Source organism: Vibrio sp. JC009 (genome assembly GCF_029016485.1).
Lineage (GTDB): Bacteria > Pseudomonadota > Gammaproteobacteria > Enterobacterales > Vibrionaceae > Vibrio.
In genome coordinates this window covers 208,893-221,252 of the sequence record NZ_CP092107.1, presented here as the reverse complement: position 1 = coordinate 221,252, position 12,360 = coordinate 208,893, and the positions used below count along the sequence as shown (strand labels likewise).

The 12,360-nt window shown below is 46.9% G+C and carries 12 protein-coding genes; 1 reads left to right on the top strand and 11 read right to left on the bottom strand.

Annotated features, from left to right (window positions below):
* Window positions 1–12 precede the first annotated feature (12 nt).
* Window positions 13–180, top strand: a complete 168-nt coding sequence (locus tag L3Q72_RS15930) for a hypothetical protein (protein ID WP_275133147.1) — start codon at window positions 13–15, stop codon at window positions 178–180.
* Window positions 181–265: 85 nt separating this feature from the next.
* On the opposite strand, the gene modC is transcribed toward L3Q72_RS15930, so the two are convergent.
* The 11 genes from modC to L3Q72_RS15875 all read right to left on the bottom strand — a co-directional run bounded on the left by modC (window position 266) and on the right by L3Q72_RS15875 (window position 12,216).
* Entirely contained in the window at window positions 266–1,378 is a 1,113-nt protein-coding gene (modC, locus tag L3Q72_RS15925; protein WP_275133146.1) for a molybdenum ABC transporter ATP-binding protein ModC, read from the bottom strand.
* Window positions 1,375–2,073 carry a molybdate ABC transporter permease subunit gene (gene modB, locus L3Q72_RS15920; RefSeq protein ID WP_275133145.1) on the bottom strand — a complete coding sequence of 233 codons (699 nt, stop codon included), beginning with the start codon at window positions 2,071–2,073 and terminating at the stop codon, window positions 1,375–1,377. The genes modC and modB overlap by 4 nt, the downstream gene beginning before the upstream one ends.
* Window positions 2,074–2,076: 3 nt before the next feature.
* Entirely contained in the window at window positions 2,077–2,835 is a 759-nt protein-coding gene (modA, locus tag L3Q72_RS15915; protein ID WP_275133144.1) for a molybdate ABC transporter substrate-binding protein, read from the bottom strand.
* Window positions 2,836–2,984: 149 nt separating this feature from the next.
* Window positions 2,985–4,286: a nickel-dependent hydrogenase large subunit gene (locus L3Q72_RS15910; protein ID WP_275133143.1), complete on the bottom strand. Its 1,302-nt coding sequence runs from the start codon at window positions 4,284–4,286 to the stop codon at window positions 2,985–2,987.
* Window positions 4,267–5,076, bottom strand: a complete 810-nt coding sequence (locus tag L3Q72_RS15905) for a hypothetical protein (RefSeq protein ID WP_275133142.1) — start codon at window positions 5,074–5,076, stop codon at window positions 4,267–4,269. The genes L3Q72_RS15910 and L3Q72_RS15905 overlap by 20 nt, the downstream gene beginning before the upstream one ends.
* Window positions 5,076–5,894, bottom strand: a complete 819-nt coding sequence (locus L3Q72_RS15900) for an FAD/NAD(P)-binding protein (protein WP_275133141.1) — start codon at window positions 5,892–5,894, stop codon at window positions 5,076–5,078. Before L3Q72_RS15900 ends, L3Q72_RS15905 begins: the two co-directional genes overlap by 1 nt.
* Complete coding sequence (locus L3Q72_RS15895) at window positions 5,891–7,063, bottom strand: 4Fe-4S dicluster domain-containing protein (protein ID WP_275133140.1); 1,173 nt, start codon at window positions 7,061–7,063, stop codon at window positions 5,891–5,893. The genes L3Q72_RS15900 and L3Q72_RS15895 overlap by 4 nt, the downstream gene beginning before the upstream one ends.
* Before the next feature lie 125 nt (window positions 7,064–7,188).
* On the bottom strand, window positions 7,189–7,827 hold the full coding sequence (locus L3Q72_RS15890) for a TIGR02646 family protein (RefSeq protein WP_275133139.1): 639 nt from the start codon (window positions 7,825–7,827) through the stop codon (window positions 7,189–7,191).
* Entirely contained in the window at window positions 7,811–8,773 is a 963-nt protein-coding gene (locus L3Q72_RS15885; protein ID WP_275133138.1) for an AAA family ATPase, read from the bottom strand. The genes L3Q72_RS15890 and L3Q72_RS15885 overlap by 17 nt, the downstream gene beginning before the upstream one ends.
* Before the next feature lie 110 nt (window positions 8,774–8,883).
* Window positions 8,884–10,077: an acetate/propionate family kinase gene (locus L3Q72_RS15880; protein WP_275133137.1), complete on the bottom strand. Its 1,194-nt coding sequence runs from the start codon at window positions 10,075–10,077 to the stop codon at window positions 8,884–8,886.
* Between the two features lie 258 nt (window positions 10,078–10,335).
* Window positions 10,336–12,216 carry a DEAD/DEAH box helicase gene (locus L3Q72_RS15875; protein WP_275133136.1) on the bottom strand — a complete coding sequence of 627 codons (1,881 nt, stop codon included), beginning with the start codon at window positions 12,214–12,216 and terminating at the stop codon, window positions 10,336–10,338.
* Window positions 12,217–12,360 lie beyond the last annotated feature (144 nt).

Sequence of the window (12,360 nt, the reverse complement as noted above, 5' to 3'; positions counted from 1 at the left end):
TTAGGCTAGGTTATGTTTGAAATTACTGATATAGATTTTGAGACGGATGAATTTACGAGGGAACTGGAAAAGGCAATAAATGAGGTAGAGCAACACTTGCAAACGACAATCATTGCAAATACTGAGCTTTCCACTGAAGCCCTCCCGCCAGAGTCTTCCACTGTCGAAATCAGGCAGTAACAGCATCAGGATCACCCGGTTCGAGTGATCCTGGTTTTTATACCAATACCAGTAATTAGCTGTTCAGTGATTGCTGGGATTGGTATTAATCATGTACCGGCAGGATCGCCATATCCTTCTGGGTAATACTGACCCCCTTGATTTGAGCATAAACAGACAGCCCTGTTTTAAGCTCCAGTTCATCGAGCGCCCACTGAGTTACGCTGGCTTCAAGAACACAGCCATCACCCAGATCCAACGACAGAGTTATACTCAGGTTTCCATGGTGATTTGTTTTTACATCAATTTTAGAAATGACCGCGGGAATAATGTTCCGTATGGAGGTTTTTTCCGGCTTATCCAGCGTCACGGAAACATCATTTAAACGGATCTGTAGCCTGATCTTTTCACCCGGTTCACCATCAATTTTCTGTACCCAGATACCGGTATCCCGGTTAAGAAGAATTCGTGTTAATGCATATTTGTCGTGCTGCTTATCTATCTTGCCTTCTAAAAGCGTGCTTTTCTCTGAAAATGACTGCCAGGGTGCCATGGCCTCAGAGCCCCAGACAGCTTCCAGTGTTCCGCTGTCCACCACCTTGCCCTGCTGAATAAGAACCAGATGGTCGGCCAGCCTTAATATCTCATTCAGGCTGTGGGTGACATAGAGGATTGGTATCTGGATCTCTTTAGATAACTTTTCCAGAAACGGCATCACTTCTTTTTTCCGGGGCAGATCCAGTGAAGCAAGCGGTTCATCCATTAGCAGCACCTGAGGACTGGACAACAAGGCTCTGGCAATCGCAACGCGCTGCTTCTCACCACCAGACAGGTCTGACGGATAGCGCTCCAGAAGGTGCTCCAGGTGAAGCAGCTCAAGAATGTGGCTGAAATAGGCTTTATCCAGTTCCCCTTTCACGCCGTAAAGCAGGTTGCCTTTTACAGAGTAATGGGGAAACAGACGGGCATCCTGAAACACATAGCCAATGTTTCTCTGCTCAATTGGCAGACTGGTTTTGGTCTCGCTGTCAAAAAGCGTTCTGTCATCGATTGAAATGCGGCCTTTATCCGGGCGGATTAAACCACTTACCGCATTGATAATGGATGTTTTCCCCGAACCGGAGCGGCCAAAGATGGCAGTGATACCCTTAGAAGGGATTTCAATATCCAGCTTCAGGTTCATCTCGCCAAGCAGGTGATCTATGTTGATCTTAATCATTGAGTCACACTCCCCTTCAGCTGTCTTTGTGATTTTCTGTTCAGCCATTCAGAAACAAACAGAGAAGTCAGTGCAACCGCGATGGAAACAGCGCAGAGCCTTGCAGCCTCAAATTCAGCTCCGGGCGTCTCAATAAAGGTGAACATTGCCAGCGGGATAGTCTGCGTTTCTCCGGGAATATTTGACACAAAAGTGATGGTTGCCCCAAACTCTCCCAGACTTCGGGCAAAAGAGAGCATGGTGCCTGTGACAATGCCGGGCAGTGTTAGCGGCAATGTTATGGTAAAAAAGACCTTGAGCGGCGTTGCCCCCAGCGTTCTGGCCGCTTCTTCCAGCCTTGTATCGACGCTTTCAAGGCTCAGCCTGATAGCCCGGACCATCAAAGGCAGCGCAACAACAGCCGAAGCTAATGCCGCGCCTTTCCAGCTAAAGCTGAAGCTGATGCCTAAAGCCTCATTTAAAAATCGCCCTATTACGCCCTGGCGACCCATCAGAACCAGCAAGAGGTAGCCAATAACAACCGGTGGAAGCACAAGGGGAAGATGGATAACACTATCTAACAGCTGTTTTCCTCTGAACTCTTTTTTAGCCAGTAACCAGGCCAGACCGACACCGACGGGAAGAAGCCAGATCACTGCAAAAAAAGCCACTTTCAGACTTAACAGCAGAGCCTGAACTTCGAACTCTGTTAACACGCTTTAATACCCTTGAAAACCAAATTTAGCGAAGATTTCTGACGCCTTATCGCTACTTAAAAACTGATAAAACGCGCCGGCAGCTTCAGACTGATTAAGCTGTGCTGCCGGATAAACGATAGGATCGTGAGACGCTTCAGGGAACAGTGCCAGTACCGTTACGCGGTCACTAATCTTTGCGTCAGTCTGATAGACAATCCCCAGATTCGCCTCTTCTCTTTCAACCAGCGCAAGCGCAACCCTGACATTATTCACAGGTGCAAGCTTACGCTCCACCTGCTGCCATACGCCGCTATTGCTCAGAGACTGTTTACCGTAAATGCCCGCAGGTACTGAATTGGTCTGCCCTATGGCCAGCCGGCTGTTTTCCAGATTTTTAACCCATAAATCAGAGTTATCAATATCAAAACTTTCAATCTGACTTCTGACTGAAGTGATCAGAGCAAGGCGGTTTCTGGCAATGACTTTGGTATCCGTAGAAGAGAAAAGGTCTTTGCTAATCAGATAGTCCACCCATTTTTTGTTCGCAGAGATATAAATATCCGCCGGAGCCCCTTTCTCAATCTGACGGGCCAGTGAAGAAGAGCTGGCATAAACCGGAGTCACTTTAATGCCCGTTTTCGCGCTAAAAGCAGCACTGACTTCGTTAATCGCATTGGTCATGGAAGCCGCTGAGTAAACTTTTAATGTATCGGAGGCATTAGATAAAGCGGGAAAGAAAAACAAGAAACTGAATAAAAACGCAAAAACTCTTTTTAACATCGATACTGTCCGTTGAAGATATTACAAAAACGCCAAGATAACCCAACTACCGGGCCTGCGTTGTGCTCTGGGTTAAAATTATCACTTTACGCCAGTAAATACCGAACTTTATTCAACTAACTGGCTGAAAATTGGCCTGATACACAAATTCAGAGCGGTTTTCTATTCAGAGTCAGATTAAGAAAATGCGTTGAGCAGGAGATGCAGGGATCGTAATTGCGGATCACCTGCTCGCAAAACTGTTTTAGTGCTTCATCACTGTGGTGCAGCCCAAAACTCTCCACTGACGCTCTCAGGTCGGCCTCTATCCGGGCCTGGTTCTGGCTGGTGGGAGGAATGATGGCACAGCTTTCTATTTCTGCCCGCTCATTGACTTTGTAGGCGTGGTATATCAGCCCGCGCGGGGCCTCAGTAACGGCACATGTCCATCCGGCTTTTGCCGTAAACTCGACACTGGCTGAATCAGGGGGGCTATATTCTCTGAGGAGCCGCTCAATCTCGCCACAAGCGTAGTGAATTTCAAGCGCCCGAATTAGAATGCTGTCAAACATATTCAGGCTCTCTCCCTCAAGCCCGGCATCTTTTGCCAGGGCTTTTGTTCCTTCATCAAGATACTCCCGGTTATTGTTATACCTGGCCAGCGGCCCGACAAGGTAATCCTGCCCTTTTAACAGATAATACAATGCGGTTGAATGGGGCTCCTGATGCTCTTTAAAGTAATCCGGGTACGCTTTCTGACTGATATCCAGATCGCAGGCACCGACAATATTGCCGCTGTTTATCGGATAATCCAGCCCGGATTTCAGGCTGACATAGTTAAAGCTGTGGGAAAAATCGGGCCTGTTTAATTTACCGCAAAACCTGACCAGTTCAGCAGCAAGAATTCGGGTCTCCTTCGCCTTTTCACCAAGTTCTTTTAGCTTACCCGCCTCAGGTAATTTACCAAAGCCGCCGACCTTCAGGCCAATAGGGTGCACGCTTCGTCCTCCCAGCATCGCCATTACCTGATTACCAAAGCCCTGTATCCGCACTCCTCTCTCAAATTCGGCTTTGTGTGCTTTAGCCATATCAAGCGCATTGTTAAAACCCAGAAAGTCGGGCAAAGCAAGGAAGTGAATATGAAGCGCATGACTCTGTATCCATTCAGCCAGATTGAACACCCGCCTGAGCTGCTTAAGGGGCTGAGGAAGATCGATACCAAAAAGCCGTTCAAAGGCGAGAATCGATGTTAACTGGTAGGCCAGAGGGCAGATACCGCAGATCCTTGCACTAAGTTCGGGTACATCATGAAAACTTCTGCCAACAACCAGACGCTCGAAAAAACGGGGGGGCTCAATAATCTTAAGCCTGATATTTTCTATTTTGTCCCCTTTTGCTGTCAGCTCCAGTGAAGCTTCACCTTCTACGCGGGTGATAAAGGGAACCTTAACGTCAATCCTTCTGTTTGTCATCGTGCTCCCCCAGCATAAAATCGATCTCTTTTTTAAGTTCAGGTGACGAGTTATGAAACTGCGCAAAGCGCCTGACAAGGCTTTGATCATCCACCAGACCCAGTCCGCTAAACCGGTTTGCTAATGCCCGATTATTGGCCTGTTCCGCCGGGCCATAACAGCCGTAGCACGCTTTGCCGTATGAGGGGCATAATGCTCCGCATCCGGTTCTCGTTACCGGCCCCATGCACAGCCCTTGTTTAGTGACTAAAGTACAGATGTTCTGCTGCCTTTTGCATTCCATACAGAGCTTCTCACGGCTCTCTGCAGGCTGCGCGCCAAGCAGCAGTTGAGAGACAAAAGCGATCAGTTGCTCTGCCGAGACCGGGCAGCCCCAGAGCTCATAATCCACTTTAATCACCTCAGAGACAGCCATAGCTTCATCCAGCGTCTCTATAAAGTCCGGGCTGGCATATATCTGGCCCTTTATGGCTTCAGTACCACCGGTTATCTGAGCAAAATTGCGCAGCGCCTGTATACCTCCGGAAGTGGCACAGGCCCCCATGGTGACCACTGCCTTACTTTGCTCTCTGATAGCTTTAACAAGATCTAACTCATCCTGAGTGGTAATACTGCCTTCGATAAAGGCCAGATCGGCTCTGACCGTCGGATTGAAAATACCGCCCTCGACAAAATGGCAGATATCTAAGTAACGCATCAGGCTCAACAGAGTTTCGCCCTGATTAAGAAAAGCGAGCTGACAACCTGAGCAGGAGGTCAGTTTATGGATTGCGACTGTCAGTCTGGCCATCAGAAACCCTCCCTGCCAAACCAGGGCTTTATTTCCGGATAGTGAAATACCGGACCATCTTTACAGACAAAAAACGGTCCAATCTGACAATGCCCACAAAAGCCCTGACCGCACTGAAAATTACGCTCCAGACTCAGATAATAAGCACTCTCTGATACACCCAGCTTTGCCAGATCCCGGATTGCGGCTTTCATCATAATTTCCGGGCCGCACATCATCACAACGCAGGAATCTTTATCAAACTGAGCATGGTTAATCAGCTCAGTTACCACGCCTAAACGCCAGTTTCGCTTATCTTTATTTTCCTCACTGGCAGCAAGCAGAACCTGACATTTATGCCTTACCCGCCAGATTTCATACTGCTCTTGCCATAAAAGATCGTAATGATGCTTAACTCCCTGAAGAATAACGATACGCCGGTAATTCTGCCTGTTCTCTATGGCGTGATTTATGGCGGCAACAGCTGGTGCGCAACCAAGCCCGGCGGTGATAAAAATCAGATCCTTGCCTATGGCCTCGTTTAACGGCCAGCCTTTGCCAAAAGGCCCGCGCACGCCGATCTGCTGACCTGGCTCCATTGCCGTCAGCACACGGGTCACCCGTCCTACCGAGCGAATGGTATGCAGCAATTGTCCCTCTTTGTAACCCATAATAGAAATGGCGACCTCACCCACTCCCGGAACCGAAAGCATATTGAACTGGCCGAAATGAAAGCTGAAAGGTCTGTCTGTATCCAGTTTAAGTGACAATGTCACTATATCCGGAGATTCCTCGGTTTTACTCACTACTCTGGCAGAGACAGGAACCATGTTATTCATACGCCCCCCCTCTGTGTCTCCGGTGCATTCTCCGGCAACTGCTCCATTAGCAGATGGACTTGCTGCAAAAAATCAATGCCCGCCGGACACCAGGCAATACAGCGCCCGCAGCCGACACAGCCATGACGGCCGTATTGGGTTTGCCAGTTAACCAGTTTATGGATCATCCACTGCCTGTAGCGCGAAGCTGTATCACTGCGGAAGTTTTTGCCGAAGATATGTGCATGTTCAAGGCTAAAGCAGGAATCCCAAACGCGAATATGAGAAGACTGAATCCCTTCACCGTTTTCATTGATCCGGTTTACTACCACCTGCTTGCTGCAAAAGCAGGTCGGACATACCAGAGTACAGTTACCGCATGAAAGGCAGGTCTCTGCGGCTTCCAGCCAGTATCGTTCGGGCAGAATCTGAGATAGTTTCATAAGCTCTTCAGGTGCAGGTAAAGATCTGGTCTGAGATATCGCTGCCGTTTTTCTCTGCGCATCAGCCAGCTTAAGTTGCACCTCTGTGCAGTCCTGAAGCTTAAGTTCATCGAGGATTTTCAGACCTTTTTCGCTTCCGGCTTTAAGCACAAAGCCGTCAGCAAGTTCATCAATCAGTAAATCATAGTAAAATCTGACCTCTGGGCCTGAATGGGTGGAAACACAAAAGCAGTGCTCGCCGCTGTCACTGCAATTAACAGCAATAATCAGCATCTTCTCACGCTGCTTCTGATAAAAAGGATCCTGATGCTCTCCATGCAGAAAGTGCTTATCCTGAAGGGCAAGCGCAGCCAAATCACAGGCCCTGACGCCTATAACAGCAATATTTTCAGGTTCGGATAACCCGGAGCGGAAATTAAGATCATTATCTGCGCTGTCGCATACCCAAAGCAGCTGTTCGGGTTTAAACAAAAAAGGTTTTAAAGCCTGAGGCCCGTGGTGCCAGTTGAAATAACGGCATGAATTATCTGAGACAAGCTGGTAGCTGCCTGCTTTTTGCTCATCGTGGACAGAAAAAGCCAGTGCTTTTGCGGAGGTCACTGCGTTAAAAACGATCGCACCATCTCTGACGACCGGCCCCATGATCTTATACCCTTGCGAAGCCAACACCTCAAACAAAGAGTTAAAACTACTCCTTTCCAACCACCCTTTGCCTGACGCTCCCTTGCTGCCAAGCTTTGAAGTCATTTGTCGAATCCCGGATTAGTGACGCTTACAAGAAAGTATAGTTCACAGACCACTGTTTAAATGCAAAAAGGCGAGCTAATTGATAGCTCGCCTTTTGATATACTTAAACCGTTACCGGTTAGATATTACTTAATCCATTGTCGCAATATGTTCACGACTACTGGCACAAAAGGCTCTAACTTGCCATTCTTAGGAGTGGATATCTCATCGATCAGCATATCAATAAGTTCATCATCTTCTAAGCCTTCTTCAGGATTAACTTCCTCTTTCCAGAGCAATGCATGAACCAGTGCCTTTCGTTTTTCAATCAAGCTTTTATTGTTCTGCTCGGAGTCTCCCAGATTCAGAACACGAATCGTCTCAATCGCATCTGCTGTTTTTCCAGATACACGGCCACTTATCTTAAACACCAAATCGCTTTCACACTCATCCATGAAAGGCGTCAAAGGCAGAGCTTGAGAGCCGTGAGCATCACCGCATTGCTTTTTTGAATTACAGCTTGCAATGATATTACCAAAATCCAGCGTTCTATTAGAGTTTAGATCCTGAGCCTCAACATGTTCATTATGACAATCCCCATTACCAGAGATAGGCTGACAACAATGACCACCACACAAGTAATACTGCTCTTTTATTGCTTCTTCTCGTATAGCCTGACGGACTTCTGCATCTTTTAACTGAGAATAGCGCTTATTTGGATTGGCTCTTTTCCAATCCGTCAAACTTTGTGGTTCAAAACCCTGTCGCTTAACTATTTTGCGCAATTTTCAGCTCCTTTTTACGAAGCATAAGTTTTGCTTTTGATAGCTCAATATTAGCCGCAGGCAATTCAGCTTCTAACTCATCTATCAACTCCCTGGCCTTTGGAATATCTGATTCATGAATAGCATCAAGCAGATCGTTAAGCTTTACATTGATCTCCGCCGCTCGAATATCGGTATCCATAACATCCAGGAGAATAGAGTTCGCATCCTGACCATATAACTCAGGCAATGAAGTCGCCTTCTCAGGACTATCTAACAGGTTTACATGAATATCTTTGCTGTCACTGATCACTAGTGGAGAATGAGTGGTAACAATAAACTGAATAAAAGGAAAAGCTGTCCTCAGGCTACCTAAAATCGTTCTTTGCCATTGTGGATGAAGGTGCATGTCGACTTCATCAATCAGAACAATCCCTTCCACATCAGAAACGGCATTTGTCCCTAAATGCGGGTTAAGTTGTATCGCCCGACGAGCGATATCGGCAACCATCCCGATCATGTTACGTACCCCATCACTCAATAGCGCAATAGGTACATTACCCTGTGTTTCATGAGTAGCTACAACTTGCTTCGCAGTAGCAGAGTAATGAACATTGGACCAACCAGATGGTTTTAAAACAATATCTAGTGCTTCTTGCAAAGCTGACAAACGTTCAGCATGTATATTACCTTTAACAAGATTCCCCCTCACGGTTTGCTCTTGTATCTGCATTGCTCGCTCATAACTGGCCATAGTTTCCTGATGTAGCCAGTTAGCAAACACTTTATATCCACTCAGCGGCTTATTCCAGTCTCTGTAACCCTCTAACCTGCTTGTTTTTGCTAAATCAGGCAATTCAACTGAAGGATCGTAACTTTGATTCCACAACCTATCGGTTCCATAACTGGCGATTAACGGAAGTTCTGGGTTTGCCCCTTCCTGCACGAGTTTTTGCAGATACAACAAAGCCCAGGGGCGATCCTGGGCTTTATATCTTAGATTGTCATTACCAACTCAACATGGAATTTATGGTTAAGATGATAACGAAAAACAAAATACCTTTATTTTTCAATATATTAGATTAACGCAACAGCATCCTGCGCTATAACTAGCTCTTCATTGGTTGGAATAACCATAACAACAGCGTCAAGCAGCTCAGACTTACCGATGATGCCTGAATTACCGAAGCGAGCTTCTTCGTTGCCCTTCTCATCTTCAACGAAGCCAAGAAGCTTAAGATCTTGCAGGATCTCACGACGAATCGGCAGAGAGTTTTCACCGATACCACCGGTAAAGATAATACCGTCAATGCCATCCAGAGGGATCATGTAAGAACCGATGTACTTAGCGACACGGTAAGTAAACACGTCAAACGCAAGGCGTGCGCCTTCATGACCTTCTTCCATCGCTTCAAGAATACCACGAGCGTCGCTGGTAAGACCTGAAACACCAAGGAAGCCAGATTTCTTATTCAGAGTTTCAAATACCTGCTCCGGAGTCCAGCCTTTCTTCATCAGGAACTCAATTACGCCTGGGTCAAGGTCACCACTACGAGTACCCATCATAAGGCCCGCAAGCGGAGTAAAGCCCATAGATGTGTCAACACTCTTACCTTTGTTGATTGCACATACAGAAGCTCCGTTACCAAGGTGAACCGAGATAAAGCTTGATTCTTCAGGTTTCTTATCCAGCATTTTTGCTGCTTCACGGCTAACATAGAAGTGGCTTGTACCGTGGAAACCGTAGCGACGGATTGCGTACTTCTCGTACAGTTCGTGAGAGATACCACCAGTAAATGCTTTAGCAGGCATAGTCTGATGGAATGCCGTATCAAATACAGCAACCTGAGGCAGTGACGGGAAAGCTTCCAGTGCAGCTTTGATACCCAGGATATTTGCAGGGTTATGCAGAGGAGCAAGATCTTTAACAGCTTCAATATCAGCGATGACTTGGTCGTCAATCAGTACTGACTTCGTAAATGTTTCACCACCGTGTACAACGCGGTGACCCACTGCCACAACTTCTTCTGTCAGTCCAAGTTCATTTACCAGATCAACAAGTCTTGAGATTGCTGCCTGATGGTGATTACCTTCATCCGTGATTGCTACTTCAGTTTTTTCGCCTTGATATTTCCAGCTCATTCGCGCTTCAGGCAGACCAAAACATTCGCCTAAACCACTTAATACTGCATCACCGGTTGCAGAATCGATTACCGCGAACTTTAGTGATGAGCTGCCAGAGTTAATCACAAGTACAAAGCTGTTTGCCATGAGACCATTTCCTATGTTGTCCAGTTTTTTACACGCACTGTGCGTTGTAGAGTTTTCACATTATTCAATAATTTTTGAATTATTCAACTTTAATTGATATCAAACTGCTTTGGCAACCGATTTTTATTGATATAAATCAAACTACAATTTAATTTGACTTATGAATTTAATAACAAATTAAATACAAATCATCAATAAGGCATAAAAAAACCGGGCTATAAGCCCGGCTTCAAAAATTTTTGAGTGTTTGTTCTGGTATTAACCTTCGTGTCTTTTACCACGGCCAGAACGTTCACCTCTGTGACTGCCTCTGTGATCGCCACCGCGGTTGCGGTCAAAACGACGCTCGCCGTCACGGCCACCACGGTTGCCACGACCGCCTTCACGGTTACCACGGTAACCACCACCATCACGGTTGCCGTCTCTTCTGCCGCCATCACGACGACCGCCACGCTCGCGGAAATCATCGAAATCACAAACAACAGCACCGGCTTCTTTCTGACGGATACGCAGCTTGCGAAGTTTACCGGCTGTTTCAGAGTTCATTGCTTTTGGCAACTGAACAAAAGTGTGCTCGGGTGCAAGCTTGATTGCACCGATAGAACCTTTAGACAGACCAAGCTCATTAGCAAGTGCACCAACGATATCTTTAACCTGAACACCCTGCTCACGGCCAACCTGAAGCTGGTAAGTATCCCAGTCCTGCTTGCCACCGAATGAACGATCGCCACGGCGACCTTCGCGGTTGCCATCGCGGTTACCTTCACGACGCTCTTTGCGACGTTGTTTCTCACGCTCGATAGCCGCAACCATTGGGTCCGGACCTTTATAGAACAGAGGACGCTTACCCTGAGCACGCTTAAGAAGCATTGCTGCAAGAGTTGTCGCATCGATTTCAAGTTGTTCTTGTAGCTTTTCAATTAGCTCAGCAAAGTTTTCCAGTGCTGAGTGCTCTTTTTCAAGCTCAAGCTCAGTACCCAGTTTTTCCAGACGTGCTTCTGCCACTTTGTCGCGGTGTGGAAGCTGGATTTCCTGCATGCTTGATTTTGTTACACGCTCAATGGTGCGAAGCATACGGATCTGGTTAGTGCGAACAAGAAGGATCGCCTTACCTTTACGTCCAGCACGACCGGTACGGCCGATACGGTGGATGTATGACTCAACATCGAACGGGATGTCGTAGTTAAATACGTGTGTAATTCTTGGCACGTCAAGGCCACGTGCAACAACGTCTGTTGCAACAAGAATGTCGATAACACCGTTTTTGATGTGATCAACCGTTCTTTCACGCAGTGACTGCGGAATATCACCGTGAAGTGCAGCCGCTTTAAAGCCACGCGCCGTCAGCCAGTCAGCAAGACGCTCAGTGTCCTGACGGGTTCTTACGAATACAATAGAAGCATCCGTCTCTTCAGTTTCAAGAAGACGCGACATTGCTTCGTCTTTCTCTACGCCTTTAACAACCCAGAACTGCTGCTCTACTTTTTCTACTGTGTGGTTAGCACCGGCAACATCAATGCGGATTGGATCGCGCAGGAAGCGGTCAACAATCGTCTTAAGCATTGGAGGCATAGTTGCAGAGAACAGAACGCGCTGCGCTGATTCCGGAGCCTGTTCCATAATCCAGGTAACATCATCAACAAAGCCCATGTTAAGCATTTCATCGGCTTCATCCAGTACGAAGGTGTTCACTTCATCCAGGTGCAGACGGTCACGCTTAATCAGATCCTGAACACGGCCAGGCGTACCAACAACAATGTGTGCACCGGATTTAAGTGCGCGCATCTGGTCAACAATTGATGCACCACCGTAGATTTCAAGAACTTTCAGACCTTTAATGTTCTTACCAAGGTTTTTGATTTCCGCGGCTACCTGAATCGCAAGCTCACGAGTCGGCGCCATAATGATCGCCTGTGGCTTGTACTGCTTTAGGTTCAGATTATTTAGCAGAGGAAGGGAGAATGCTGCAGTTTTACCTGTACCAGTCTGCGCTTTACCCAGCGCATCTTTACCTTCAAGAAGGTGCGGAATAGCCGCTGCCTGGATTGGGGTTGGAGAAACAAAGCCCATGTCGTTTAGAGAAGACAAAAGCGCGTCATTCAGTGACAGGTCACTGAATTTAATATCAGAATCTTGCATTGGGATCCTACTGTGTAGTTGTAAACATGGGTCCCACTAGCTTTTCAAATTCCGATACCGTCAGGTTCAGTGCCGAATCCATTCTCTTGCGAACATATCAAATAGATATTTGTACAGTATAAAAACGCACAAAGCTGTTTGGGA

Coding starts and splice junctions, on each gene's coding strand:
- L3Q72_RS15900 (WP_275133141.1), bottom strand. CDS start 5,894: ATGAATAACATGGTTCCTGTCTCTGCCAGAGTAGTGAGTAAAACCGAG.
- L3Q72_RS15895 (WP_275133140.1), bottom strand. CDS start 7,063: ATGACTTCAAAGCTTGGCAGCAAGGGAGCGTCAGGCAAAGGGTGGTTG.
- L3Q72_RS15880 (WP_275133137.1), bottom strand. CDS start 10,077: ATGGCAAACAGCTTTGTACTTGTGATTAACTCTGGCAGCTCATCACTA.
- L3Q72_RS15930 (WP_275133147.1), top strand. CDS start 13: ATGTTTGAAATTACTGATATAGATTTTGAGACGGATGAATTTACGAGG.
- L3Q72_RS15910 (WP_275133143.1), bottom strand. CDS start 4,286: ATGACAAACAGAAGGATTGACGTTAAGGTTCCCTTTATCACCCGCGTA.
- modC (WP_275133146.1), bottom strand. CDS start 1,378: ATGATTAAGATCAACATAGATCACCTGCTTGGCGAGATGAACCTGAAG.
- L3Q72_RS15875 (WP_275133136.1), bottom strand. CDS start 12,216: ATGCAAGATTCTGATATTAAATTCAGTGACCTGTCACTGAATGACGCG.
- L3Q72_RS15905 (WP_275133142.1), bottom strand. CDS start 5,076: ATGGCCAGACTGACAGTCGCAATCCATAAACTGACCTCCTGCTCAGGT.
- modA (WP_275133144.1), bottom strand. CDS start 2,835: ATGTTAAAAAGAGTTTTTGCGTTTTTATTCAGTTTCTTGTTTTTCTTT.